Origin of the sequence: Dolomitihabitans soli, assembly GCF_022213955.1 — a bacterium.
Lineage (GTDB): Bacteria > Actinomycetota > Actinomycetes > Streptosporangiales > Streptosporangiaceae > Streptosporangium_A > Streptosporangium_A soli.
Map to the genome: position 1 here is coordinate 107,860 of NZ_JAKNTW010000024.1, position 26,669 is coordinate 134,528.

Sequence of the window (26,669 nt, forward strand, 5' to 3'; positions counted from 1 at the left end):
CGGCCTCCGTAGCACGTCTCGACCCGGTAAGTGACCACCCAACACCCTTCGCGCATAGTCGTTGAGGCAAAGCTGCCTATTCGATGCAAAGCGTGTCGAGCCATCGACTGATGGCCAGCGGGGGGTGTAGGAACAACGGCTCTGTCTCTCCTACGACTCTGTCTCTAACCGGACACTCCCCCACGCCCGCCTGCATGACCTCCGCCATATCCAGACCACGACCCTGCTCCTGGCCGGCGTCCCCGTTCACGTCGTCGCGGGCCCAAGACCGCCGCGTCGCCGACCTCGAAGCCCGCATCGCAGGCCCTGCCGCCGCCGAGAGGGACACCCGTGACACGATGCGCGCATGCATTTCGAGCTCGCCCCACCCACAGGCATCGGTCCACTGAAGATCGGCATGTCGCGCCAGGCCGCCAATCACGCGCTGGAATCGCTGCGGGAGCCCACGGTGATCTCCGCGTCCGACCGGGCGGGGCAGCACATCTTCCGGCCGAGCGGCCTGATGATCAGCATCGGATGCGCGCGTGACCTCCTGGAATCCGTCGAGCTCGGCCGACCATCCGAGCTATCGGACGTCGTTCTCTTCCGCGGCATCGACGTCTTCGGACTGCCGGCCCGTCAGGTGGTGACGCGCATGTCCGAGATCACCACGATCGTCGCCGATGACGACGATCCCGCGTCTTTCGTCGCGCCAAACCTACTGCTCAGCTTCTGGCGTCCGTTCGAGGGCGACGACGAGCCGGAAGACGAACAGGGCTACTACTTCAACTCAGTCTTGCTGGCCCGGCCGGGCTATTACGACGGCCCAGGCCAACCATGAACTCCAGGCCACACATCTGATCTCGCCTCACGAGCGAGTCCACGGCCCGGTGGACGGGCCGCCTACGAGACCACCCAGACGAGCTACAGGAACAGCCCTGATTGGCCGTCACGGACACGTAGTCTATGAATCGTCGCAGTTCAGAGCCGGTATCCGGGCTCCTGCGGTCGGTAAAGCTGCCCGCGGATACGGTCGTGGAGATCGATCGGCTGGTCAATTGCGCCGGCTGCGTGGGCGTGGCCGGCAGGTTGATCAGCGTCGGTCTGCCGCTGGCCGGCAAGCGGGTCACCTTGCGCATCGACGGAAAGCATCAGCCGACAACGATCAGACAAGCATCAACTGAAGGTTCACAAGCAGCACTTTCAACCACTGGGTTGACGCATGGGTGACCTACGGCCTACGGTCCTTTCAACCATTGAGTTGAAAACTGGGGGAGAATGACCACGGACGCGCTGTCCCGAGTCTTCGCCGCTCTTGCGGATCCGACCCGGCGCGACATGGTGGCCCGGCTCTCGGAAGGCGACGCGACCGTGAGCCAGCTGGCCGAGCCGTACCGGATGACGCTGCAGGCCGTCTACAAGCACCTGCGGGTGCTCGAGGACGCCGGGCTCGTCAGCCGGCCGCGAGGGCCGCAGCCCCGGCCGGTACGCCTGGACGTCCAGGCCTTCGACCTGATGGACACCTGGATCGAGCGCCACCGGGGCCGCGTCGAGCAGCGCTACCGCCGCCTTGACGCCACCCTGGCGGAGATGAACGGAGACGAGCATGAACAGGATCAGGGAGACAGCCATCGAAGCCGACCCGAGGCTGCCGGTCATCCGGACGATTCGTGACTTCGCGGCAACGCCCGAGCAACTGTTGCGCGCCCACACCGATCCCGCGTTGTTCGCCCAGTGGGTGGGTCCCGACGCCATGGCCACCCGGATCGAGCACTGGGACGCGTGTACCGGCGGCAGCTGGCGGTACGTCTCGGTGCGCGACGGCACGGAGTACAGGTTCCACGGCTGCTTCCACGAGGTACGGCCGGACCGTATCGTGCAGACCTTCACGTTCGAGGGCGATCCCGACGGAGTCGCGCTGGAGACGTTGTGGTTCGAGGACCTGGGCGACGGCCGTACGCGGCTGCGGACGCAGTCGCTGGTCGACAGCTTCGAAGGCCGCGACGCGTTGCTGCGCAGCGGCATGGAGGTCGGTGTCGACGAGGGTTACACGAAGCTGGAGAGGATGCTCATCGATGGCGCTGTCTGACCGCCCAGCCGAGCGACACCGGCAGGTTGCCGAACTGTTCACGGACCGGGTCCGCGGTACCCGGTCCTGGGACGCGCCGTCCCCCGTCGCCGACTGGGCCGCCCGCGACGTCGTGCGTCACCTGACCGATTGGTTCCCCGGGTTCCTTGCCTCCGGTGCCGGCATCGAACTGCCCCGCGGACCGTCGGTGGACAAGAACCCGGTCGCTGCGTGGCAGGTTCACTGCGACGGTGTCCAGGCGGTGCTGGACGATCCGGAGACGACGCACCGGGAACTCACCAACCCGCACATCGGCCGCCTGCCTCTGGCGACCGCGATCGACCAGTTCTACACCACTGACGTGTTCATGCACACCTGGGATCTCTCCAGGGCTACCGGCCAGGACGACCGTCTTGACCCCGACTCCTGTGCCCGGCTCCTCGGTGAGATGGAGCAGATGGAGCAGGTTCTCCGCTCCTCCGGCCAGTTCGGCGCCCGGGTCGAGGTACCCGGCGGCGCGGATACCCAGACCAAACTGCTGGGTTTCATCGGCCGGGACCCGTTCTGGTCGGGGCAGTGAGACGGACGCCCTTTTGGGCTGGACGCTGATTGCGGCATGTCGGAACCCAAGAATGAGCGAGGTCTCCGGTAGATGGTTCATCAGGCCCTCCAGGAAACGGCAACGGAAATTGCCATTGGAAACGATCACAGGGCGCTCTCCTGGTGGAGAACGCCCTAGTGAGGTGGAGGCGCCTAAGTGCCCGTATACAAACTGATCCCTGCGCTTGCTGCGTGGGGCCGATATCGGGCGAACCTGTGACATATAGCGACTCTTCTGCGACATAAAGTGACCTTCCGGTAGCAACGGTGGTTATCCCAGCCCCGTCACCAACCGGAAGGTCTGCCGCCGTTGTATGCCACCGCTCCCATCGCTGTCTCCCGTAACGAAGAAACTGCCTGCTCATGCGTGGCCTGCCGGTACGGCCGCGGAGCCGATCACCCGATCCGGGTGCCCCGCTACACCACCGACATGAGTGACGAAGAATGGCAGGTCATCAAGCCCTTGATGCCCTGGCCAGCCTGGTTACACGGCAACGGCGGACGACCCGAGAAGTACTGCCGTCGCCTGATCATGGATGCCATCCGATACGTCGTCGACAACGGCTGCAAGTGGCGCAACCTACCCGCTGACTTCCTGGTGCCGTGGCGAACCATCCATGCAATCTTCACCCGCTGGTGGCAGAACGGTGATCTCTATGCTCTCCACAACGACCTGCGCGAACACGTTCGCCTGGCCGAGGGACGCGAGCCGGAGCCCAGCGCGGGGATCATCGATTCGCAGTCGCTGCGGGCCGCCGAGACCGTCGCCACCGGCTCGCGCGGATATGACGCGGCCAAGAAGGTGCAGGGCACCAAGCGGCACGTCATCGTGGACACCCTGGGCCTGCTGCTGGTCGTCATCGTCACCGCTGCGAGCGTCCAGGATCGCGACGGCGCCAGGCCCGCGCTGGAGCGCCTGTGCGACTGGTACGAGAGGATCACGCTGATCTGGGCCGACAGCGCCTACGGAGGCAAGCTCGTAACCTGGGCCCAAAAGCACCTCCGGCTGACCTTGGAGATCGTCAGGCGCAGCGACGACGTCAGCGGATTCGTCGTCCTGCCCCGCAGGTGGGTGGTAGAGAGGACGCTGTCGTGGATCTGTCAGCGCAGGCGGTGCGTGCGGGACTATGAGCGGTTATCCGAGCACCACGAGGCCATGGTCTTGTGGGCGATGATCATCATCATGGGACGACGGCTCGCACGATCCGCCTCCCCCAAGTCGACCTGACGATCAGTTTGGCACTCAAGGAGCTCTGGCGTTCAGCGGTGGACGGGCGTCGGCCTAGAGTTCAGTGAGGAACTCGTTGACGGCCTTGGCAAAGCCGTTGGGGTCGTTGGCGTATACGAAGTGGTCAGTGTTCAGTTCGAACATACGGGTGTTGGGGCGGCGGTCGACCATGGCCTGGGCCTGGTCGGCGGGGACGACGCCCTGGGTGGGGTGGATCAGGAGGGCGGGGCAGGTGCTGGCCAGCCAGTCGGCCCAGTGGTCGCCGTGGACGAGGTCCTCCGAGTCGACGATGTCTTGCGGGTGGAAGGGCAGGCTCCAGGTGCCGTCGGGGCGTTCGCGAGGGAGCTTGCCGAAGAAGGAGGCCATCGGGCCCATGCCGTCGATCAGCGCCTTGCGGCTGGGGGCCTCGTAGGGCAGGCCCAGGACGAAGGCCAGCGGGTTGTGGCCGTCGAGGCCCAGGGAGGCTGCGCCGTCGGCGTTGATGAAAGCGCTGACCCGCTCGGGGTGACGGGCGGCGAGTTGGTAGGCGTTGATGCCGCCGAGCGAATGGCCGAGAACGACGACCTGGTCGAGGCCCAGGTGGTCCAGGAGGGTTGCGGCGTCGGCGACGTACCCAGCCCGGGAGTAGTCGGCGGCGCGGTCGGAGTGGCCGTGTCCGCGCTGGTCGAGGGCGATGAGACGCCACTCGGGGGACAGTTCGGCGGCCAGGTCGGCGAAGCTCGCCGCCTCCGACATGTGACCGTGGAGGGCCAGCAGGGGGCGGCCGGTGCCGCCGAAGTCGAGGTAGGAAAGCCGGCGGCCGTCGATGACGAGTTCGGCCCGGGTGGCGGTCATCTTCTTCTCCGTTCTTGGGGTGGGATGACCATAGACGAAATTTGGGCATTTGCGCAAGGCGTACGCCTAATGCTTTCGCCTAAGGCGTTTGCCTGACGCATCCGCTACCATCCGTGGCATGGGAAATCGCGAGGATCTCGTCGCCGGTGCCCGACGTTGTCTGGAGGAGAAGGGGTGGGCACGAACCACGGTCCGCGACATCGCCGCGGCCTCCGGCGGGGTCAGCATGGCGGCCATCGGCTACCACTTCGGATCGCGGGAGGCGCTGCTGAACGCGGCGCTCATCGAGGCGATCGACGAATGGGGCTCGGAGACAGGGCGCACGCTTGCCAACTACGCCGGGGACACCTCCGGGGAACAGTACGAGGCCATGTGGACGGGGATCACCGAGTCGTTCGGTACCCACCGGAATCTGTGGATCGCCACAATCGAGGCGCTACTCCAGTCTGAGCACTCGCCTGAGCTGCGTCGATATCTGGCCGGGGCCCAGGCTGAAGGTCGTCGCGGGCTGGCGGCAATCCTGCTGGGGGTCGAGGAGAGCGCTCTAGCGGAGGGTTCCGTACGATCGCTGGGAGCGGTGCAGATGGCTCTGCTCTCGGGAGTGATGGTGCAGTGGCTCACCGACCCCGAGCAGGCTCCCTCCGCGTCCGAGGTGGTGGCGGGGCTACGGGCCATCGCAGCTATCGCCGACAAGCATTGACACCGATCCGCGCTCACCATCCTCGGCGGTGGCTACTTGATGTGGCATGGCGCACGGACACCCGCCTCACCTTCCGCGCTGGCTACCACGACAACACCGTGCCCGCGATGAAGGACCCGATCGCGGCGGCGCGGCCAGCGCCGCGCCGGGCCATCTCGTGCCCGTCCAGCGCGGTGACCACCGCCGACGACTCACCGGGCGGGTTGATCAGAATGGCGGCCGTCGAGCGCTGCATTGTCTGCCGCCACTGACAACTCGCTGATCAGTTTGTACACGGGCACTAAGGAAATCGAACCCTCGACCACGCACTACGAGGGCCTGGGCTAGGTGAACCTGGAGGCCTGATGCGGGGCTCGTAGCGGCGGCGTTACCGTGGAAGTCACGGGGGATTTCGGACCGTTGCCGCCAAGGGTGTGGCGGGCCCGGAGGGTTGAGACGAGCGCCGTAGCGTACGTCTCGGCCAGGATGCCCCAGCGCGAGGAGAGGTCAACTCAGGGACCACGCACCGCCTGGAGGGAGCAGCCCATGTCGATCAAGGTCGAGACACTCTCGGGCGAGACCGCCACACTGGACGACGACAAACTCGAAGAGCTCCGGATGACCTTCCGGGGTCCGTTGATCACGCAGCAGGACGACGAGTACGACGCGGTCAGGGTCGTGCAGAACGGGCTGATCGATCGTCGGCCCGCCCTCATCATCAGGTGCTCAGGCACCGCCGACGTCATCGACGCCGTCAACCTCGCCCGCGAGTACGGCATGCTGGCGGCGGTGCGCAGCGGCGGGCACAGCGTCGCGGGCCACTCCGTCCGCGACCGCAGCCTGCTGATCGACCTGTCCGAGATGCGCGGCGTCTGGGTCGATCCCGACGCCCGCCTGGTCCGCGTCCAAGGTGGCGCGACCTGGGGAGACGTCGACCGCGAGGCTCAGGCGTTCGGCCTGGCCGTTCCGGGCGGTGTGGTGTCGACGACCGGCGTCGCCGGCCTCACCCTGGGCGGCGGGATCGGGTGGCTCCACCGCAAGTACGGGCTGTCCTGCGACAATCTGCGCGCCATCGAGATCGTCACCGCCGACGGGCGACTGCTGCGCGCCAGTGAGTCCGAGAACGAAGACCTGTTCTGGGCCCTGCGAGGAGGCGGCGGCAACTTCGGCGTGGTCACCTCCTTCGACTTCACCGCGCACCCCGTCGGCCCGACCGTGATGTGCGCACTACCGATATACGCCGAAAATCCGGACAAGGTGTTCCGCGCCTGGAGCGACTGGACCGAGACCGTCCCCGACGAGGTCACCACCAGAGCTATCTTCTGGACGATCCCGCAGGACCCGCACATGCCGCCGGAGATCCATGGCAAACAGGTCCTTGTCACCGGTGCCCTGTACGCCGGGCCGCCCGACGAGGGGGAAAAGGTCCTCCAGCCGGTACGGCAGCTCGGCACCCCGCTCGCCGACCTGAGCGCCCCGATGCCGTACCGCGTGTTCCAGGCGGCCTTCGACTTCTTCTTCGTCAAGGGCGCGCTGGCCAGCTACTGGAAGTCGCTGTTCCTGAGCGGCCCGCCCAGCCGGGCGGCAGACTTGATCGTGCGGCACGGGCTCGCGCGGACCGCACCGGAGTCCATGATCCACGTGCCGCTGCTCGGCGGAGCGATCAGCCGTACGGACCCGGACGACACGGCATACGCCGACCGCGACGCGACCTGCATGCTGAGCGTGGACGGCAACTGGCTCGATCACCGCGACTCAGCCGACCACATCGCCTGGGTGCGACACGTCATCAGCCAGGCCGACGAGTTCTCGACCGGCCGGACCTACCTCAACTTCGACAGCGCCGCACCAGGAGAGGCGCCCGACCTGGTCCAGGCGGCGTTCGGCGACAACCTCCAGCGGCTGGCCGACGTCAAGCGGCGCTACGATCCGCACAACCTGTTCCGCCTCAACGCCAACGTCCCGCCCGCCCGGCCCTCGACCGATCTCTAAACGTTGGCACCTGAGTCTCCGGCCAACTCAGAGCTGCGGGCCATAGATCTCTGGGAACTTCCCCGGCCCCTTCGATGCGAAGCATTCGTATTGATCGCTTGATCTGGTGTTTGAGCTGGTCAACTGGGCTCTCAGCGTGCATTGACGTGCACGACTGAGCTGTGTGAAGCATCTCGGATGTCACTCGGCTTGGCACTCGATCCCTTGATCGATGGTGGGTCAGGGCTCCCAGATCTCGCGGAACGATGGCCACCAGCGGGGCAACTCGTCCTGGCGTACGCCGTGAGGCGGGAATCGCTCGATGGCGATGCATGCCGGGTGCAACTGGCGTTTCAGATAGGCGGCCAGCTTGTGGTGGCCGTCGAGCAGGAACCAACCGGGAAACTGGCTGTGGCGGATCGCCACTGTGAGCGGACGGCGGCCTTCGACGATGCGGCGGCCGTACTCCAGAGTGGTCGCCGGCGCCGGGGGAGGCCAGCGGTGCGTTGGAACGATCACGTCGCGGTCCCATTCGTCCGGGTGGTCGTACCAGATACGCTTCTCGCCCGGTTCGACCTCGATGACGTTGGGCAATACCAGCTCGGCGATCCTTACCTGGTACTCTCCCGGCTCCAGCAGTGCGAGGAGCGGTGCCAGCGGCTCGGAGAGCCGCTCGACCGGGCTGGGGTCGGCGAGCCAGTCGCGCATACGGCCCCATTCGGCAACTGGAGCCCACTCGGAGACGAGGTGGGGATCCCCGTTGCTCGGCCAGGACATGTGGCGGGTGACGAGGCGCCCGATGCTGCCGCCGAAGTCGGCGGTGTCGGCTGCCACCGGCTCCCCCGTGATGGACAGCACGGCTCCGGCAGAGCCGCCGCGGATAGAGATGACGCCGAGGCCGTCAGTCACCGTGACGATTTCGACCTGCTTGGCTTTCTTGTCGCGTCTGCGGGTCACCATTGACACCCCCAGTCGGCTTTGTCCCTCGGTTGTGCAGTGCTCGCGCGACGGCCGGCGCACTCATAGCCGTCACTGGCATGGATCATGAACATCACCATAGGAAGTGGCGGTATGTCCCTGGCATGTCGGATGGGCCACGGCCTGCAATACGAGCGCTACCGGACTGCGCCACAACCGTCCACGGGTCACCGCCCGGCAAGCTGGTCCGGCATTCCGGGGACCGGCTCCCCGGGGTCGGCGCCGAGTGCGACGACCCGGTTCTCCGCGTCCACGTGGACGACGCTGGGCAGGTGCGCCCGCCGCTCCGCCTCGTCGAACGACGCATAGGTGATGATGATGACCAGGTGGCCGGGCTCGATCAGGTGAGCCGCGGCGCCGTTGACGCCGATGACGCCGCTGCCCGCCTCGCCGGTGATCGCATAGGTGACCAACCGGGCGCCGTTGTCGATGTCGACGATGTGCACCTGCTCGCCCTCGACGATGTCGGCGGCTGCCATCAGGTCGGCGTCGATGGTCAGCGAACCGACGTAGTGCAGATCAGCCTGGGTCACGGTGGCTCGGTGGATCTTTCCGTTCATCAGCACCCGCTGCATGGGCCCGCCTCTTCCCTCATGATCAACTACTGACTTCACCTACTCCAGCCCCGAGGAGAACCCGGATATGCTCCGCCGGCTTCCCCTGGACGTCAGTCCGCTTCGGACCAGCAGAGCCTTCCGCGATGTCCTCATCGCCCGCACCGTCTCGGTCTTCGGCATCGGGATGCTCATGGTCGCCGTGCCGGTGCAGGTCTGCTCGATGACCGAATCGACCGTACACGTGGGCGCGGTGTGCGTTGCCGAGGGGTTAACTCCCACCCGCGATCGGGCGCAGGTCGGCCGCGATCTCGCTCAGCAGCCGTTCCCGGCCGGGCACCAGGTAGAAGTGGCCGCCCGCCATCCGCCGCAGGGTGAAGCCCGCCGAGGTCGCGGCGGCCCAGCCCGCCATCGTCGCGGCGTCCACCACGGGGTCGTCGTCCGCGCCGTACGCGGTGATCGGGGCGGGCTGCCTGACCGGGGGCCTCGGCCGGTGTGTCTCGACCAGCCGGTAGTCGTTCCTGACGATGTCGAACACGATCTCGCGCAGGTCCGGATCGGCGAGCACCCGGGGATCCGTGCCGCCCTGGCCGCGCAGGTCATCGGCCAGGGCGTCGTCGTCGAGTTCGTGCACCGCTGTGCCAAGGGCGCGGCCGGGGGGTGAACAGGCGGAGACGTACAGCGCGACCGGCCGGGCCGGGCCGCCGGCGAGCCTGCACGCCACCTGGTAGCCCACCGCGGCGCCCATGCTGTGCCCGAAGAGTGCGACCGGCCGGTCGCACTCGGGCTCGATCGCCCGCGCGACCTCGTCGGCGAGGGTGTCGAGGTCGTCGATGAGCGGCTCCGCCAGCCGGTCCTCCCTGCCGGGGTACTGCACGGTGAGCACTTCCAGCCAGTCCGGCAGGGACGGGCCCCAGTCGCGGTAGAAGCTCGCGGCCCCGCCGGCGTGCGGCAGGCAGACGAGCCGGACGCCCGCCTCGGGCCTGCGCTTGTGGACACGGATCCAGGGGTTGCGAACTGCTGACGATTGAGTGTTCATGAATGTCCAGTGCTGTCTGTGAGTGATTCTTGCTGGGGCGGGGCGACGCAGGGCCAGGCCGGGCGGGCCAGGCCGGGCGGGCCAGGCCGGGCGGGCCAGGCCGGGCGTGGGCGAGGCGCCCGAAAGATCTCCCGGGTGTTCGAATAGTTTCCGAACGGGCCGGTGTAGTGTTCCGGTGACGTGAGGGACCACAGGGCCGGGAGGTAGCGATGAGAGGGGCGGTCACCAGGACCTCTCACCAGTCCGGTGACCGGGCGCTGCGGCCCATCGCCGTGCCGTACATCGTCCCGGCGCCTTCCGGGGTGGCGGTCCGTGACCGGCTCAAGGGCCTGTCCGGTCGTGATGAGGAGGTGCTGCGGCTGGTCGGCGCGCACCTGGGACGGCTGGCATCGAGTGATCTCAAGGCCCGCTGTGCCGATGGCCTGGGACACGGCGCCGAGGCGTGGGCGGTCCGTAAGCGGGAGTTGACCGGGTTGTCGTCGTCTCGGTGGGCGGGCGCGATCACCAAGGCGTCCAATGATCAGTGGGCGTTGGCCCGTCGATGTCAGGCCGCGCATGTGCGGAGTCTGGAGGCGGGGGTGCGGATGCTCGCGTATCGGCTGTCGCTGCCGATCGGCGCCAAGGGCAGCAGGCGGGCGCCGGGCGGCTACCGCTCCGCTGGTGAGTGGTTTGTCAAGGCGCGCCGCCTGGCCGCGCTGCGGTCCCGGCTGGAGCGGGAGCGGGCCGATCACGCGGCCGGGGTGGTGCACGTGGTGCGAGGCGGCAGGCGACTCCTGGGCAACCGCCACAACCTCGACACAGCCCGGCTCACCGAGCATGAGTGGCGGCAGCGGTGGGAAGCTGAGCGCTGGTTCCTCGCCGCCGATGGAGAGTCGGGTAAACGCTTCGGCAACGAGACGATCCGCCTCACCCCGGACGGCGAAGTCTCCATCAAGCTCCCGGCTCCGTTGGCGCACCTGGCCAACAGCAAGCACGGCCGGTACATCCTGGCCTCCAAGGTCGCCTTCGCGCATCGGGGACAGGAGTGGCGGCAGCGGGTGGAGGCGAACCAGGCGGTGGCCTACCGCATCCACCACGACACCGATCGCGGGCGGTGGTACCTGACCGCGTCCTGGCAACGCCCGGTCCTCAAGACCATCCCGCTGGAAACCGCCCGCGCGAACGGCATGGTCGGTGTCGATACCAACGCCGATCATTTTGCCGCCTATCGGCTCGACCGGCACGGCAACCCGGTCGGTGGGCCGCACCGGTTCTTCTACGACCTGTCCGGTTCGGCCGATCACCGTGACGCGCAGATCCGGCACGCTATCACCCAGGTCCTGCACTGGGCCAAGAGCTGCGGTGTCGCTGCCATCGCGATTGAAGATCTCGACTTCACCGCCGGGAAGACCCGCGAGAAGCACGGCCGTAAGAAGCGGTTCCGCCAGTTGATCTCCGGCATGCCCACCGGCAAGCTCAAGGCCCGGCTGATCTCGATGGCCGCCGAGGCAGGTCAGTGGATCGTTGCGGTCGATCCCGCCTACACCTCTCAGTGGGGAGGTCGGCACTGGCAAAAGCCGCTGGTCTCCCCGCGCCGCGAAATGTCCCGTCACGATGCCGCCGGTATCGCGATCGGGCGACGCGCCCTCGGGTACCCGATCCGGCGACGGGCGGCACCGCCCCCACACGACCAGAGCGATCGTGTGGGGCATCGGACCGTCCAGGCCGAGCCGGGTATCCGAGGGCGTGAGGTACCCCGCCCACCCGTCACGGAGCGTGCACATGATGTACGTACCCGAACGGGGGCCACACGAGGAACGCGGGAGACCAGTGCGTCCAAAACCGTTCGGGATGCGCGCAGTGCCGGGACGTGGGTCCAAGACTCACTCCTGATCATTGATTAGGAACGGTTCACCGGCTGCCTGCTGATAGTCGTCCCTTTCCTGGTGCGGACACGGATGACGGCGGACACGGGTGACGGCGGAGTTGCGGAACCGATCCGTCCGCCCGGCGCGGAGACCCTAGGGCGAGCCCGGCCGGGCCACTACCAGGTCCGGCGACAGGGCGAGGGAAAGGGCGAGGGATCGCGCCTCCTCCGGCGTGAGCGCCGCACCGTCCGCCGTCTCCGCGGCGAAGCGCTCTTCCCCGATCATGCCACGGACCTTCCCGGTGATCCGGTCGATGTCGGCGCGTTCGGCCGGAGCCGGCGGCAGGGAGCGCGCGATCCGGGTCGTCGCCGCCGCGCCCAGGAGCCGGGCCGCGTGCTCCAGGTGTCCGGCGAGGGCCAGGGCTCCGGACATGCCCTCCAGGACGAGGGCCAGGGCGCGGGTGGCGTCGATCCGGCCCGCGAGGCCGAGCGCCTCCTGGTATCTGGCGAAGGCGCCGGCCGGATCGCCGCGCTGCTCCGCGACGAAGCCCAGCTCGATCACGATCATGGGCAGGTAGGGGGGTGTGGCCTCCTCCGGCTCCCGGGCGGCCCGGCGCAGGATGTCGTGCAGATGTCTCTCGGCGACGTCGAGCCGCGCCTGCCTGCGCGCCGCGAAGGCGAGCCCCATCATGGCGAAGACCTGCCCGGCCTGGTGGCCCTGCTCGACGGCCAGCCGCAGCGACCGCTCACACCACTCCCCCGCCTCGGTGTAGTCGCCGCGCTGCAGCGCGATCCAGCCGAGCCAGCTCAGCCGCCCGGCGACCTCGGTCCAGAGGCCCAGCTCCTCGGCCTTGGGCAGCCCGTCCCGCTGCAGCCGTTCGGCCAGTTCCAGGTCGCCGGTCATCTCGGCCAGGGCGCCGAGCCAGCCGCTGGCCTCCAGCTGGCCCCAGCGGTCGCCCAGTTCGCCGAACAGTTCCGCGCTCCGCCCGCTGTCCCGCCTCAGCACCGCGAGGTCGCCCCGGACATGCGCGAGCTTGGCCCGGATGGCGAGGGCGGCGGCGCTCCCCCACCGGTCGCCGAGCGCCTCGAACACCGGCAGCGCCCGGCCGATCAACGTCTCCGCGGCGGCCAGGTCACCCAGATCGATCCGGGCGTAGGCCAGGAACCACTGGGCCCTGGCCCGCCCGCCCGGATCGCCGGCGTCCTCGTACAACCCCAGGGCCGCGTCGCACCTGGCCTCGCGGTCGGCGATGTCGCCGTGCAGAAACCCGATCCCGGTGTCCCAGGCCAGCGCCCTGGCCCGCGGCACGGAGAGCGGGACCTCGGCGCGGTCGTCGGGCACGGACAGCGCCGCCGCGAAGGAGCGCCTGGCCTCGCTCAGCCGGCCGCGCAGGAACCAGTACCAGCCCATCGCGTTGACGAGCCGCAGCGCGCCCTGCGCGTCGCCGTCTCTGACCGCGCCATTGAGCGCGACCCGCAGGTTGGCCGCCTCCGTGTCCAGCCGCCGCAGCCAGCGCCGCTGGTCGGCGCCGTAAAGGTGAGGCTCCGCCCGCTCCGCGAGGCCCGTGTAGTAACGGTGGTGCAGCCGCCGTACCCGCTCGGCCTCGCCCGCCTCCGCCAGCCGCTCCACGCAGTACGCCGCGACGGACTCCAGCAGCCGGTAACGTGCTCCGTCGGCGCCGTCCACCATCACCACGAGGGAGCGGTCCACCAGACGGGCCAGCAGGTCGAGCACGTCGAGGTCGCCCTCCGCGCAGACCGCCTCCGCCGCCTCCAGGGTGCACCCGTCGGCGTGTACGGCGAGCCGGCGCAGCACGACGCGTTCCGCGGAGGTCAGCAGTTCCCAGCTCCAGTCGATCATCGCCATCAGGGTCTGCTGGCGCGGCGGAGCGCCCCGGTGCCCGGTGGCCAGCAGCCGGAACCTGTCGTCGAGACGATCGACCAGGCCGTGGACGCCGAGCGCCCGCACCCGGGTGGCCGCCAGCTCCAGGGCCAGCGGGATGCCGTCCAGCCTGCGGCACAGAACCGCGACCGCCGGTGCGGTGTCCTCGTCGAGGCTGAACCCCCTGGCGGCGGCGGAGGCGCGGGCCACGAACAGCCGCACCGAGCCGGTCCGCTCCAGTTCCGCGAGGCCGTCGGCCCGGCCGGGCACCTCCAGCGGCGGAACCCCCCACACCACCTCGCCCGCCAGGCCGAGCGGCTCCTGGCTGGTGGCCAGCAGCCGCAGTCCGGGGGCGGCCGTCAGCAGCAGCCCGGCCAGCTCGGCGACCGGTTCGACGACGTGCTCGCAGTTGTCCAGGACCAGGAGCAGCCGCCGGGCACGCAGCACCTCGGTGAGCCGTTTCACGGCGGTCAGCGGCTCACCCTGCTCGGCTCCCGCGGTGTCCCTGATGTCGAGCACCGCCATGATCGTTTCTGCCAGCAGGGACACCGCGTCCTGGTCCGCGAGCCGGTCGAGCGCGGCCAGTTCGACCAGCCACGCGCCGTCGGGGAACGGGTCGAGCCCCCTGGCCGTCTCCACCGCCAGCCGGGTCTTCCCCACCCCGCCCGGGCCGGTCAGCGTCACCAGGCGGTTCGTGCCCAGCCTGGCGCGGATCTCGGCGACCGCGTCGTCTCTGCCGACCAGGTCGGTGAGCGGTGCGGGCAGGTTGGTCGCCGGTCGCGCGGGCGGCGACTCGGGGACGGCGGGCGCGGCCAGCGCGGGATCCTGGGTCAGGATCGCCTGGTGCAGTGCGACGAGGTCGGCGCTCGGGTCCAGGCCCAGCTCGTCGGCCAGCAGGACGCGAAGCCGCTCGTAGCTGTCGAGCGCCTCGCTCTGCCGTCCGGACCGGTAGAGGGCGCGCATGTGCGCGGCGCGCAGCCGCTCCCGCAGGGGATGCTCGGCCAGCAGGTCGCCGAGCTCGCCGGCCAGCAGGGCGTGCTCGCCCAGCGTCAGCCGTAACTCCGCCCGGTCCTCGTGCGCGGTCAGCCGCTGCTCGGTCAGGCGGGCGACGGCGGCCCAGGTGAACGACTCGTCGGCGAAGTCGGCGAAGGCCGGGCCACGCCACAGGGCGAGCGCGTCGGCGAGCAGCGCCGCCCTGGCCTGAGGGTCGCCGGTCCGGCCCGCCTCGGCGACCAGCGACTGGAAGCCGGCGGCGTCGGCGTCGCCCGTCAGCAGGTACCCCGCCGGGTGATGGACGACCAGGTCACGGCCGCCCGGCTCGGCGTCCTCCAGCACCCGGCGAAGCTGCGAGACCTTGGCGGACAGCGCGCCCGCGGGGTTGCCGGGCAGGTTCTCGCCCCACAGGTCGTCGATCAGCCCGTCGGCCGGCACCGGCCGCCCCTCGTGCACCAGCAGGTCGGCCAGCAGGGCGCGGACCTTCAAGCCGGGGACCGCGACCGGCTCACCGGCGTCGGTCCACACCGCCAGCGGCCCCAGCACCCCAAAACGCATGCTCGCCACGATAACGCTCCTTTACCGGCCATCGGCAGCCCTCCGTAAACCGGCGGGAAACAAGCCGTAAGGGGTCCGCCGCATGCTTGCCACATCGTCGAGCGAAGGAACAGGGAAAATGAGCCAGCAGTCATACGAGACGTCAGGTGACGCGCACGCGGCGGCACACCGCCTGCGCGGCCGGTTCGGTGGTGTCCTGCACCTGCCGGGCGAGGCCGGCTACGACGAGCGGCGGCTTCCGCTCGACCCGGCACTGGACCCGCGCCCGGCACTCGTCGCCGAGGCGTACGCGCCCGCCGACGTCCGGTCGGCCGTGTTCGCCGCCCGGGAGCACGGGCTGGCCCTCGCCGTCCAGGCCACCGGGCACGGCACGCACGTTCCGGCCGACGGCGGCCTGCTGCTGCGGACCTCGCGGATGGCGTCGGTCCTGGTGGATCCCGACCGGCGGGTCGCCAGGGTCGGCCCGGGTACCCTCTGGGCCGACGTGCTCGCCGCCGCCGCGCCCTTCGGCCTCGCGCCGTTGTCCGGCTCCTCGCCCTCGGTCGGGGTGACCGGCTACACCCTCGGCGGCGGGGTCGGCTGGCTCTCCCGCGCGTACGGGCTGGCGGCCGACAGCGTGCTGCGCGCCGAGGTGGTCACGGCGGACGGCGGGCTCGTGACGGCGAGCCCGCAGACGCACGCCGACCTGTACTGGGCGCTGCGCGGCGGCAGCGGCAACTTCGGCGTGGTGACGTCGCTGGAGTTCCGGCTCTACCCGGTGGCCCGGGTCTACGCCGGCATCGCCTATTTCGCGATCGACTCGGCGGCCGAGACCATCGCGCTCTACCGGGACTGGTGCGCCGGCATCCCCGACGAGCTGAGCACGGCGCTCGTGCTGACGCACATGCCCGACGCCGAGGAGGTGCCGGAGGCTGTTCGCGGTCGCCGGGTGCTGGGGATCAAGGTCATGCACGCGGGGTCCGCCGAGGAGGCAAGGCGGCTGCTCCGGCCGTTGTGGGCGGTGGCGGGCCCGGCGCTGGCCGGCAACCTGCGGCCGATGGACTACGCGCAGGCGGCGATGGGCGGCACCGCGGCCCGGCAGCTGGATCTGCTCCGCGGCCTGCCCGACCCGGTGATCGAGGCGGTGGTCGGCGTGGGCGAGCCGGTGACGACGGTGGAGATCCGGCACTGGGGCGGCGCGATGGCCTCCCCGGGACCGGACGCGGGCTCGGCCGGCCACCGCGACGCGCCCTTCTCGATCATCGCCGACGGCGTGTCGCCCGAATACGCCGCGGTACTGCGGCCGCACGCGACCGGCGGCTCGTTCCTGAACTTCCTGACCGACCCGGCGCGGACCGCGACCGCGTTCACACCCGGCAACCTGCGGCGGCTGCGCTCGGTGAAGCGGGCCTACGACCCGGACAACGTCTTCCGGCTGAACCACAACATCAGCCCGGCCGCGTGAGGGTCGGCTACGCCGACTCGCGGACCACGAGCCCGGTGGGCATGATCACCGGGTCGGCGGGACCACCGTCGAACAGGCCGAGCAGCAGGCGGGCGGTCGCCGCGGCCTGGTCGCCCATCGAGCTGCGGACGGTGGTCAGGGCGGGGTCGGTGTAGAGCGCGGCCTCGATGTCGTCGAAGCCCACCACGGCCACGTCGTCGGGCACCCGCCGCCCGGACCTGCGCAGGGTGCGCAACGCGCCGATCGCGATCAGGTCGTTGGCCGCGAACACCGCGTCCAGCCCCGGGTCGTCCTCGAGGAGCTGGCCCATCGCGTCCGCCCCCGAGACGCGGGTGAAGTCGCCCACGGCCATGATCGAACGGCGGCCGGAGTCCTTGAGGACGTCGCGGTACGCGCTCAGGCGGTCCTGCGCGGCGGGCATGTCGAGCGGCCCGGAGATGGTCGCGATCCGCCGCCGCCCCTGGTCCAGCAGATGCCGTACGGCCTGCGCGGCGCCCCCGAGGTTGTCGTTGTCGACGTAGGGCATCAGCCACGGCGCCGCCAGCCTTCCGTGCGACACCACCGGGATGCCCATCCGGGCGATCAGCGCGGGCAGCGGGTCGGCCCCGTGCATCGACACCAGCAGGGCTCCGTCGACGTGGCCGGCCGCGACGTACTGCTCCACGCGCCGCTGGCTCTCCGGCGAGCCGGCCAGCATGAGCGCGACCTGCTTCCCCGCGGCCTCCAGTTCCCGGCTCGCGGCGCGGACCACGGCGGAGAACATCGGGTCGTCGGAGACGAGCCCGGCGGGCGGGTCGGAGATGATGATCGCGATCGTGTTGGTGCGCTTGGTCGCGAGGTTGCGTGCCGTGCTGTTGGGGACGTAGCCCAGTTCGCGTACGGCGTGCAGGACGAGGTCGCGGATCTCGGGGGCGACCGTGGTCTCGCCGTTGACGACGCGGGAGACGCTCGACTTCGACACCCCGGCCCTGACGGCGACCGCCTCCAAGGTAGGTCGTTTCACATTCTCCCCCACGCTCCGACGGTCCCGACGATCTTCAGGGAGCGTTCCCCCACCTAGGGTTCCCTCCTGCCGCGTCGGCTGTCAATGGAAATGTGCGGCCTATGTTCCGAGAGAGCGCTCTCTCATCAAGGTCGTCGTTTCCCCAGGTGAAGCACCGAAGGGAGCGCTCTCAGCTACCGCCAAATCATTACAAGAGTGCTTTGACCACGTTTCATCTGCATTAATCAGGTCTTGACATGGCATGACAGGGAGAGCACTCTCCCTCTCAGGGAGCGCTCCCTCGAACCCCCCGCCCTCCCGAGGAGATGCCCATGAGTTCGTCACGCAGTCCCGGACGTCATCGTCTGGGGGTGCTCATCGTGGCGGCCGCCAGCCTGATCACATCCCTGTTAGTGATCGTGCCTGCGGCCGCCGCCGACACCCTGCTCTCGCAAGGAAAACCCACGACGGCGTCATCCACGGAAGGGATCGCCTTCCCCGCGTCCGCCGCGGTCGACGGCGACAACGGCACCCGCTGGTCGAGCGCCTTCAGCGACCCCCAGTGGATCCAGGTCGACCTCGGCGCGTCCGCGACCATCTCCCAGGTGGTCCTCAACTGGGAGAACGCCTACGCCACGGCCTTCCAGGTGCAGGTCTCGGCCAACGGCACCACCTGGACCACGGTCCACCAGACCACCACCGCCACCGGCGGCACCCAGACCCTGAACGTCACGGGAACCGGCCGCCACGTCCGCGTCAACGGCACCCAGCGCGCCACCCAGTGGGGCTACTCCCTGTGGGAGTTCAAGGTCTACGGGACCACCGGGGGCACCGACCCCGGCGGCGACAAACTGCTCTCGTACGGCAAGCCGGGCGTGGCCTCGACCTCGCAGCACGACGCGAACTGCTGGGAGTGCACCCCCGCCAGGGCCTTCGACCGCGACCCCGCCAGCCGCTGGGCGACGGCCACCGACTCCGGCTGGGTCGATCCCGGCTGGATCTACGTGGACCTGGGCGCCACCGCCCAGATCAAGCAGGTGGTGCTCCAGTGGGACCCGGCCTACGCCAGGTCGTTCCAGATCCAGGTGTCGAACGACGCGGCCAACTGGACCCCGATCTACCAGACGACCACCGGCACCGGTTTCAAGCAGACCCTGACCGTCTCCGGATCCGGCCGCTACGTACGCATGTACGGCACGCAACGGGCCACGCCGTACGGCTACTCGCTGTGGGAGTTCCAGGTCTACGGCACGGGCGGCGCGCCCATCACGCCTCCCCCGCTGCCGCCCGACCCCGCGCAGCCGCCGCGACTGGTGTGGAGCGACGAGTTCAACACCGCCGCGGGCACCAAGCCCGACCCCGCCAAGTGGACCGCCGACCCGGGCACCGGCCCGAACAACGAACTCGAGTACTACACCAACCACGACAACGCCTCGATGGACGGCACCGGCAACCTCGTGCTGGAGGCCCGCAAACAGGCGACCCCCGGGTCCTCGTGTCCCACCGACCCGATGACCGGCAGCGGCACCTGCCAGTACACCTCGGCCCGGATGAACACCGGCACCAAGTTCACCTTCACCTACGGGCGCGTCGAGGCCAGGGTCAAGGTGCCGAAGGGCAACGGGCTGTGGCCGGCCTTCTGGATGATGGGCGCCGACTTCCTCACCGGCAGGCCCTGGCCGTACAACGGCGAGATCGACATCCTGGAGGTCCTGGGCAAGGACGTCAAGACCGCCTACTCCACGGTGCACGCGCCCGCCTACAACGGCGGCGGCGGGGTCGGCTCGTCCTACACGCTGCCCGGCGGCGCCGACTTCTCGGCCGACTTCCACGTCTGGGCGGCCGAGTGGAACAGCAAGGGCATCGTCTACAGCCTCGACGGCCGGACCGTCTTCACGATCGACAAGGCACAGGTCGAGGCCACCCGAGGACCGTGGATCTTCGACCACCCCTTCTACATCATCCTCAACCTCGCCGTCGGGGGCGACTGGCCGGGCCCGCCTGACGCGAGCACCCCCTTCCCGGCCAGGATGCTCGTCGACTACGTGCGCGTGTACCAGTGACCCCCCGGGCTCCCGGCACGGCTGTGCGAGGCCGTACCGGGGGCCCACCCCTCCCCGCTAGGAGATCGCCATGGCTGGGGCCGTTGACCTGACCGGCACCCCCCGACACCCCCTACTCCGACACTCCCTACGATCCGCCGGGATCGCCGCAGCCCTGCTGGCGCTCCTGTGCGCGTACCTCGTGATCGCCGTCAAGCAGGCGGACGCCGCCGCCGTACCGGTTTCGAGGGGACGGCCGGTCCTCGCCTCGTCGGTCGAGAACGGCGGCGTGCCCGCCGCCGCCGCGGTCGACGGGAACAACGGCACCCGCTGGTCCAGCGCGTTCGGCGACCCGCAGTGGTTACGGGTCGACCTGGGCTCGCCCACCGCGATCAACCAGGTCGTGCTGCGCTGGGAGGGCGCGTACGCCAGCGGGTTCCAGATCCAGACGTCCGCCGACGGGTCGGCCTGGACGACGATCCACACCACCACGGCCGGCACCGGCGGCGAGCAGACCCTGAACGTCTCCGGCAACGGCCGCTACGTGCGCCTCTACACCACCCAGCGCGCCACCCAGTGGGGTGTGTCGCTGTGGGAGTTCGAGGTCTACGGCGGAGGAGGCGGCGGCGGCCCGATCGTGCGGGTGGCGGAGTTCCTCGCCGACTGCCCGTACAGCCACCGGCTGCCCGACGACCCGATCATCTACCCCGGGCTGCCCGGCGCGTCGCACATGCACAGCTTCTTCGGCGCCACCTCGACCAACGCGCACACCACCGTCGACACCCTGCTGAACGGCTCGTCCAACTGCAACCCGTCGGTGGACCTGTCGTCCTACTGGGTGCCGACCCTCTACGCCGACAACCAGCCGGTCGAGCCCACCGGCACGACCTTCTACTACCTCGGTGAGGGCGTCCGCGACGACGTCATCGCCCGGACCCAGCCGATCCCCCTCGGGCTGCGGATCGTGGCGGGCAACGCCAAGGCGACCGCGCCCGACGACACCACCATCGCCCGCTGGTCCTGCCTGCACGCCGGGCACGTCGGGGCGTCGAAGAACTTCGTCAACTGTCCCGCCGGCACCATGCTCGAGTCGTATCTGGACTTCCCGCAGTGCTGGAACGGCAGGGACCTCGACTCCCCCGACCACAAGAGCCACATGGCGTATCCCGTGGCGGGCGACTGCCCCGCCTCGCACCCCGTGCCGGTGCCCAAACTGCGCCAGGTCCTGAGGTACCCGGTCAACGGTGACCCGGCGCGCTTCCGGCTGGCGTCCGGGGCCGGATACACCATGCACGGCGACTTCTTCAACGCGTGGCCGGTGGAGGAGATGGCGCGCAGGGTGCGCGACTGCATCCGGCCGATCATCAAGTGCGGGGCCGACGGCCGTCCCTGACCTCCCGGGCGGGCCCGGTCTCCGCCGGGCCCGCCCAGCTTGGCCCGCCCAGCTTGGCCGGCACCCGCCGGTGAAACCCCACGCCGCGGACCGTCCGCGCCGCTCAGCGCGGCCGGGCTCAGATACCCGAGGGCCGTCCGCGCGCTCAGCGCGGCCAGGTCCAGTTCTGGATCTCCGGCTGGTCCTCGCCGTGCTCCCGCGTGTACGCGCGGGCGCGCAGGCGGGCGTCGGCCATCCGCTGACGCAGCCCGGCCGACCGGATCGCCAGTCCGGGCACCCGGTCGATGACGTCCATGACCAGATGGAACCGGTCGATGTCGTTCAGCATCGCCATGTCGAAGGGCGTGGTGGTGGTCCCCTCCTCGCGGTACCCGCGTACGTGCAGGTCGGCGTGGCCGTTGCGCCGGTAGGTGAGCCGGTGGATCAGCCACGGATAGCCGTGGAAATTGAAGATCACCGGTTTGTCTACGGTGAACAGCGCGTCGTACTCGCGGTCGGACAGGCCGTGCGGGTGTTCCGTGTCGGGCTGCAGCCGCATCAGGTCCACCACGTTGATGACCCGCACCTTCAGCTCGGGAAGGTGCTCGCGGACGAGGGCCGCCGCCGCGAGGGTCTCCAGCGTGGGCACGTCCCCGGCACAGGCGAGCACCACGTCCGGCTCCTCGCCCGCGTCGTTGCCCGCCCACTCGATGATCCCGAGGCCGCGCGTGCAGTGGAAGATCGCCTCGTCCATGGTGAACAGGTCCAGCACGGGCTGCTTGCCCGCGACGATCACGTTGACGTAGTCGCGGGAACGCAGGCAGTGGTCCGTCACCGACAGCAGCGTGTTGGCGTCCGGCGGCAGGTAGACCCGCACCACGGACGCCTTCTTGTTCATCACCACGTCGAGGAACCCCGGGTCCTGGTGGCTGAACCCGTTGTGGTCCTGCCGCCACACGTGCGAGGACAGCAGGTAGTTCAGCGAGGCGACCGGCCGCCGCCACGGGATCTTCTGGGCGGACTCCAGCCATTTGGCGTGCTGGTTGAACATGGCATCGACGATGTGGATGAACGCCTCGTAGCAGTTGAACAGGCCGTGCCGCCCGCTCAGCAGGTAGCCCTCCAGCCAGCCCTGGCACAGGTGCTCGCTGAGCACCTCCATCACCCGTCCGCCGGGGCCCAGGTTCTCGTCGGTGGGCAGCGTCGCCGCGTTCCACGCCCGGTCGGTGGCCTCGAACACGGCCGACAGCCGGTTGGAGGCCGTCTCGTCCGGTCCCATCAGCCGGAACGTGCGCGGGTTGGCGGCCACCACGTCGCGCAGGAAACCGCCGAGCACCCGGGTCGGCTCGCTGAACTGCCCCGCCACCGTCTTCACCCGCACCGCGTAGTCGCGGAAGTCGGGCAGCGCCAGCGGACGCAGCAGACCGCCGCCGTTGGCGTGCGGGCTGGCGCTCATCCGCCGGATTCCCCGCGGCGCGGATTCGACGATCTCGGGCATCGGCCGCCCGTCGGCGTCGAACAGCTCGGCGGGACGGTAGGAGCGCATCCACTCCTCCAGCATGGCCCGGTGCCCGTCGTCGTCGCGGACCCCGCTCAGCGGCACCTGGTGCGCCCGCCACGTCCCCTCCACCGGCAGGCCGTCGACGACCGCGGGCCCGGTCCACCCCTTGGGGGTGCGCAGCACGATCATCGGCAGCCGGTCCGCCCGGCCCTCCCGGTAGGCGGCGATCTCCCCGAACACCGTGTCCAGGGTGGCGGCCATCAGCTCGTGCGTCACCGCGGGATCGTCGCCGGCGACGACGTGCGGGCGGTAGCCGTACCCCGTCATGAGCTTGACCAGGTCGGCCTCGTCGATCCTGGCCGGCACCGTCGGGCTGGCGATCTTGTAGCCGTTCAGGTGCAGGATCGGCAGCACCACGCCGTCGCGGCCCGGATCGAGGAACTTGTTGGAGTGCCAGCTCGCGGCGAGCGGCCCGGTCTCGGCCTCGCCGTCGCCCACGACGCAGGCCACGACCAGGCCGGGGTTGTCGAAGGCCGCGCCGTACGCGTGAGCCAGGGAGTAACCCAGCTCGCCGCCCTCGTGGATCGAGCCGGGGGTCTCGGGCGCCACATGGCTCGGGATGCCGCCGGGGAAGGAGAACTGGCGGAACAGCCGCCGCATGCCCACCGCGTCTCGCGAGACATCGGGATAGATCTCGGAGTACGTCCCCTCCAGCCAGGCGTGCGCCACCGCCGCCGGGCCGCCGTGTCCCGGTCCGACGATGTAGATCATTTCCTGGTCGCGTTCCTTGATCACCCTGTTGAGGTGCGCGAAGCAGAAGTTCAGGCCCGGCGTGGTCCCCCAGTGGCCGAGCAGGCGCGGCTTGATGTGCCCGGCGGTCAGCGGTTCGGTGAGCAGCGGATTGTCCAGCAGGTAGATCTGTCCCACCGACAGATAGTTGGCCGCCCGCCAATAGGCGTCGATCCTCTCGAGTCCATCCATACCGTGCCCCTCCCCCGGCCGGCGCGGATCATGTGACCAGCACCGCGGCCGGGCCGAGTTTCCGTCCGGGGACGCGCCGCAGACCAGCAGCTTGCGCCGCCACGCGGGTGACATGGCGACCCGGCGGACCGCGCCGCCCACGCCGTACCCGGCCGGGTCCGGCCGATGCGGATCGCCGCGCCATGCCGGATCGGATCTCAGCCGAAGAGGCGCAGGCGGTGGGCCTGGGCGGCGGCCTCCCCGCGGGAGGCGACGCCGAGCTTGGCCAGGATGTTGGAGACGTGCACGCTGACCGTCTTGACCGAGATGTACAGCTCCTCCGCCACCTCGCGGTTGCTCTTCCCCCGGGCCACCAGCCCGAGCACCTCCAGCTCGCGCGGCGTCAGCCCGAACCGGTCCGGTTCCGCCGGCGGCCGGTCCTGCCGGAGGGTGAGCCTCGCCCGTCGCGCCAGCCGGTCGATCTCCTCGCCCAGCGGGCGCGCCCGCAACCGGTCGGCGAGCTCCGCCGCCCGCCGCAGCCGTGCACCCGCCCCTTCCCTGTCCCCCGAGAAGGCGGCCGCCCCGGCCGCCCTGACCAGGGCGGCCGCGAGGTGGTACGGCTCGCCCGCCTCCTGCCAGGCGGCCACCGCGGCGTCCCACGCGACCAGATCGTGCGGGTCGGCGGCCTCCGCCAGGAAGGCGGTACGGCGGGCGACGTGAAAACGGCCGGGGGCCGCGAGGCCCTCCGCGGCGACCAGCAACGACTCCCGGAGCGCCCGCGCCCGGTCGGCCGATTCCGCCGACCGGGCGGCCTCCGTGCTCACCCGCATGCCGGGCACGAGGATCAGCCAGAGATACCAGGGAGCCGCCAGCGGGACGAACGCGGCCAGCGCCTCCTCCGCGGCGGTGACCGCACCCGCCAGGTCACCGCGGGCGTGCCGCCACACGATGGTCACGCGCGCCAGGGTGGCCGACCCGAACCGGTTCAGCCGCGCCGTGGCCAGCAGGTCGCGGACCTCCGCCATGAGCTCCGCGGCCAGGTCGTGGTCGCCCCTGGCGACGGCGATCTCGGCCCGCATCAGGAGCAGTTCGCCGCGCTGCGGCGGGTTGGGGTCGAGCGCGACGGCCTCGTCGATGGTGGCGACCGCGTCCTCCCAGTGCCCGAGGCAGAGCTGCGCGTCGGCGAGGTTGACCGCGATGTAGACCCCGCCCGTGCGGGCCCGTCCCAGCCGCCTGGCCAGCGCGATGCCCTCCGTGGCCGTGGTTATCGCCTCGGCGTGCCGCGACTGGAAGATCAGCTCGGCGGCGATGTTGACGAAGGCCCGGAGCAGACGGTGCCCCGATCCGGCCCGCTCGGCCATGATCCGCGATCCTTCGAGCGCGTCCTCGGCCGCGGTGTGCTCGCCGTCGATGGACTCCAGGACGGCGAGGGTCGTGAGGGCGTCGGCTTCGGCCGACCGGTCGCCGAACATCGTGGCCAGCCGGGCCGACTCCCTGATCATCGGGCGTCCCAGCTCGCCCTGACCGGTGAGGAGGAGTTCCCCGCCGAGGTTCGCCAGCGCGGTGACGCGGACCGGGCCCGGCTCCGGCACCAGCCGCTCGGCGGCGATCAGGTCGTCGAGCGCGCCCGGCAGGCCCCGGAGGTCGAGCAACTGGGCCCGTCGCATCAGCGCGACGGCCCGGCGTTCGGGCTCGGCGGCCTCGTCGAGCCCGGCGAGGGCCGCCGAGACGAACCTCAGGCCGCGATCGGCCTCGCCGCACGCGGAGGCGCTCTCCGCGGCCAGTTCGAGGACCGCCACCTGGTCGACGCCGGTCCGCGTCGCCGCGGCCGGCACGCTGTCCCACAGTTCGAGCACCATCTCCAGCATCTGGAGCTGCTCGGCGTGGGCCACCGCCGCGGCCGACTCGGCCGCCGCCTCCCACGCGGCGATCAGTGCCCGCTCGTTGTCGTGCGCCGCCGCCCAGTGCGCGGCCAGTTCCGCCTTGGGCCGCCCGCCGACGCTCAGCGCGGGGTCACGGGTGAGCGCCTCGGCGTATCTGCGGTGCAGCGCGGCGTGTTCACCCGGCAGCAGGTCATGGCGTACGGCCTCGCGGATCAGGGCGTGCCGGAACGCGTAGCCCTCGGCGTCGGTCACCAGCACGTTGCCGCTCACGGCCGGCCGTACGGCCTCGGACAGGGGTTCGTCGTCGAGGCCGGCGACCGCGCCGAGCAGGGCGTGGCCGACCCTGTCCCCGCCGGTGGCGATCACCCGCAGCACGCGCTGGGTCTCGTCCGGCAGGCGTTGCGCACCTGCCAGCAGGAGGTCGCGCAGCGATTCGGGCAGATCGGTCAGGGGCCGCCCGTCGGGACCGAGCATGGCCTCCACGAACAGCGGGATGCCGTCGCTGCGGGCGTGGACCAGCTCGGCCAGCGCGGGATCGGGGGCGCGCCCGAGGATTCCTTCGAGCTGCGTGACGACCTCACCCGCCGAGAGCCGGGGCAGCCGCAGCAGGGTGACGATCTCGACGCGGGCCAGTTCGGCGAGGAGCGGCCGCAGGGGATGCGTGCGGTGCAGCTCGTCCGACCGGTACGTCACGACGAGCAGGACGGGCACCCGCCGCAGGTTGCGGGTCAGGAAGCTCAGCAGGTCGCGGGTGGACCGGTCGGCCCAGTGCGCGTCCTCCACGACCAGCACCACCGGCTGCTCGGCCGCGAGCCGTTCGAGCAGGGCGAGCATCCGCTCGAACAGCCGCATCCGCGCGGTGTCCGGATCGGCGTCCGCGGGCACGCCGCCCAGCTCGGGGAGCAGCCGCGCCAGGTCCGCCGCCGCGCCCGGCGGCAGCAGCCCCGTGATCCGCTCGGGACCGCGTTCCCGCACCAGGTCGCGCAGCGCGGCGGTGAACGGCGCGTACGGCAGGCCGGCCGCGCCGAGTTCGATGCAGCCGCCGGTGAGGACGAGCACGGGGGACTCGCCGTGCACCCGGGCGGCGAACTCGCTCAGCAGCCGCGATTTTCCCCCACCCGCCTCGCCGCCGATGACGACGACCGAGGGAGTCCCCTCGCGGGCCCGGCCGAGCGCCGCGACGAGAGCCCCGAGTTCGGTGCCTCGCCCGGCGAACAAGGGGCTGACTGCGCGGAGGCTCATGACCCAAGAATGGCAGCACCGGGCCGCCCCCGAT

Annotated in this window: 21 protein-coding genes; 12 read left to right on the top strand and 9 right to left on the bottom strand. The window is 70.4% G+C overall.

The annotated features are described in order from the left end of the window. The first annotated feature begins 346 nt into the window (after positions 1–346). From MBA17_RS35695 to MBA17_RS35720, 6 genes are all read left to right on the top strand, one after another. Complete coding sequence (locus MBA17_RS35695) at positions 347–820, top strand: hypothetical protein (RefSeq protein WP_238501860.1); 474 nt, start codon at positions 347–349, stop codon at positions 818–820. Positions 821–1,014: 194 nt separating this feature from the next. After that, positions 1,015–1,209 (top strand): hypothetical protein, encoded by a 195-nt coding sequence (locus MBA17_RS35700; RefSeq protein ID WP_238501861.1) that lies wholly within the window; start codon positions 1,015–1,017, stop codon positions 1,207–1,209. A gap of 48 nt (positions 1,210–1,257) precedes the next feature. Beyond that, positions 1,258–1,653 carry an ArsR/SmtB family transcription factor gene (locus MBA17_RS35705; protein ID WP_238501862.1) on the top strand — a complete coding sequence of 132 codons (396 nt, stop codon included), beginning with the start codon at positions 1,258–1,260 and terminating at the stop codon, positions 1,651–1,653. Further along, entirely contained in the window at positions 1,586–2,068 is a 483-nt protein-coding gene (locus MBA17_RS35710) for an SRPBCC domain-containing protein (protein WP_238501863.1), read from the top strand. Before MBA17_RS35705 ends, MBA17_RS35710 begins: the two co-directional genes overlap by 68 nt. Further along, a complete protein-coding gene (locus tag MBA17_RS35715) occupies positions 2,055–2,627 on the top strand; it encodes a TIGR03086 family metal-binding protein (RefSeq protein ID WP_238501864.1) in 573 nt (190 codons plus the stop codon). Before MBA17_RS35710 ends, MBA17_RS35715 begins: the two co-directional genes overlap by 14 nt. A 450-nt stretch (positions 2,628–3,077) precedes the next feature. Continuing rightward, on the top strand, positions 3,078–3,875 hold the full coding sequence (locus MBA17_RS35720; RefSeq protein ID WP_238501866.1) for an IS5 family transposase: 798 nt from the start codon (positions 3,078–3,080) through the stop codon (positions 3,873–3,875). 54 nt (positions 3,876–3,929) lie between these two features. On the opposite strand, the gene MBA17_RS35725 is transcribed toward MBA17_RS35720, so the two are convergent. Next, entirely contained in the window at positions 3,930–4,709 is a 780-nt protein-coding gene (locus MBA17_RS35725) for an alpha/beta fold hydrolase (RefSeq protein WP_238501868.1), read from the bottom strand. A gap of 118 nt (positions 4,710–4,827) precedes the next feature. Here MBA17_RS35725 and MBA17_RS35730 point away from each other — a divergent pair, with 118 nt between their 5' ends. Further along, positions 4,828–5,409 (top strand): TetR/AcrR family transcriptional regulator, encoded by a 582-nt coding sequence (locus MBA17_RS35730; RefSeq protein ID WP_238501870.1) that lies wholly within the window; start codon positions 4,828–4,830, stop codon positions 5,407–5,409. Between the two features lie 82 nt (positions 5,410–5,491). Here the strand turns inward: MBA17_RS35730 and MBA17_RS35735 are convergent, their stop codons facing one another. Beyond that, positions 5,492–5,644 carry a tripartite tricarboxylate transporter permease gene (locus tag MBA17_RS35735; RefSeq protein WP_274386463.1) on the bottom strand — a complete coding sequence of 51 codons (153 nt, stop codon included), beginning with the start codon at positions 5,642–5,644 and terminating at the stop codon, positions 5,492–5,494. Positions 5,645–5,934: 290 nt separating this feature from the next. Here MBA17_RS35735 and MBA17_RS35740 point away from each other — a divergent pair, with 290 nt between their 5' ends. Beyond that, positions 5,935–7,380, top strand: a complete 1,446-nt coding sequence (locus MBA17_RS35740) for an FAD-binding oxidoreductase (protein ID WP_238501872.1) — start codon at positions 5,935–5,937, stop codon at positions 7,378–7,380. Between the two features lie 219 nt (positions 7,381–7,599). On the opposite strand, the gene MBA17_RS35745 is transcribed toward MBA17_RS35740, so the two are convergent. The 3 genes from MBA17_RS35745 to MBA17_RS35755 form a co-directional block, all read right to left on the bottom strand. After that, the gene (locus tag MBA17_RS35745) at positions 7,600–8,316 is read right to left on the bottom strand and encodes a hypothetical protein (protein ID WP_238501874.1); all 717 of its coding nucleotides are present in this window, start codon (positions 8,314–8,316) and stop codon (positions 7,600–7,602) included. A 188-nt stretch (positions 8,317–8,504) separates the two neighbouring features. Continuing rightward, a complete protein-coding gene (gene panD, locus MBA17_RS35750) occupies positions 8,505–8,912 on the bottom strand; it encodes an aspartate 1-decarboxylase (RefSeq protein WP_238501876.1) in 408 nt (135 codons plus the stop codon). A gap of 250 nt (positions 8,913–9,162) precedes the next feature. Further along, complete coding sequence (locus MBA17_RS35755; protein ID WP_238501878.1) at positions 9,163–9,930, bottom strand: thioesterase II family protein; 768 nt, start codon at positions 9,928–9,930, stop codon at positions 9,163–9,165. A 350-nt stretch (positions 9,931–10,280) separates the two neighbouring features. On the opposite strand from MBA17_RS35755, the gene MBA17_RS35760 reads away from it, so the two are divergent. Continuing rightward, positions 10,281–11,813, top strand: coding sequence for a transposase (locus MBA17_RS35760; RefSeq protein ID WP_238501880.1), 1,533 nt, complete (start codon positions 10,281–10,283; stop codon positions 11,811–11,813). 117 nt (positions 11,814–11,930) lie between these two features. Here the strand turns inward: MBA17_RS35760 and MBA17_RS35765 are convergent, their stop codons facing one another. After that, on the bottom strand, positions 11,931–15,209 hold the full coding sequence (locus tag MBA17_RS35765; protein ID WP_238501882.1) for an AfsR/SARP family transcriptional regulator: 3,279 nt from the start codon (positions 15,207–15,209) through the stop codon (positions 11,931–11,933). A 118-nt stretch (positions 15,210–15,327) separates the two neighbouring features. Here MBA17_RS35765 and MBA17_RS35770 point away from each other — a divergent pair, with 118 nt between their 5' ends. Further along, entirely contained in the window at positions 15,328–16,653 is a 1,326-nt protein-coding gene (locus MBA17_RS35770) for an FAD-binding oxidoreductase (protein WP_238501884.1), read from the top strand. A 7-nt stretch (positions 16,654–16,660) separates the two neighbouring features. Here MBA17_RS35770 and MBA17_RS35775 read toward each other — a convergent pair whose 3' ends face one another. Next, the gene (locus MBA17_RS35775) at positions 16,661–17,656 is read right to left on the bottom strand and encodes a LacI family DNA-binding transcriptional regulator (protein WP_238501886.1); all 996 of its coding nucleotides are present in this window, start codon (positions 17,654–17,656) and stop codon (positions 16,661–16,663) included. Positions 17,657–17,967: 311 nt separating this feature from the next. On the opposite strand from MBA17_RS35775, the gene MBA17_RS35780 reads away from it, so the two are divergent. Both MBA17_RS35780 and MBA17_RS35785 read left to right on the top strand, forming a co-directional pair. After that, positions 17,968–19,698, top strand: a complete 1,731-nt coding sequence (locus MBA17_RS35780) for a discoidin domain-containing protein (protein WP_238501888.1) — start codon at positions 17,968–17,970, stop codon at positions 19,696–19,698. 70 nt (positions 19,699–19,768) lie between these two features. Next, positions 19,769–21,070 (top strand): DUF1996 domain-containing protein, encoded by a 1,302-nt coding sequence (locus MBA17_RS35785; RefSeq protein WP_238501890.1) that lies wholly within the window; start codon positions 19,769–19,771, stop codon positions 21,068–21,070. Between the two features lie 145 nt (positions 21,071–21,215). Here MBA17_RS35785 and MBA17_RS35790 read toward each other — a convergent pair whose 3' ends face one another. Further along, entirely contained in the window at positions 21,216–23,531 is a 2,316-nt protein-coding gene (locus tag MBA17_RS35790) for a phosphoketolase family protein (RefSeq protein WP_238501892.1), read from the bottom strand. A 197-nt stretch (positions 23,532–23,728) separates the two neighbouring features. Continuing rightward, positions 23,729–26,635 (bottom strand): helix-turn-helix transcriptional regulator, encoded by a 2,907-nt coding sequence (locus MBA17_RS35795; RefSeq protein WP_238501894.1) that lies wholly within the window; start codon positions 26,633–26,635, stop codon positions 23,729–23,731. Between the last annotated feature and the right edge of the window lie 34 nt (positions 26,636–26,669).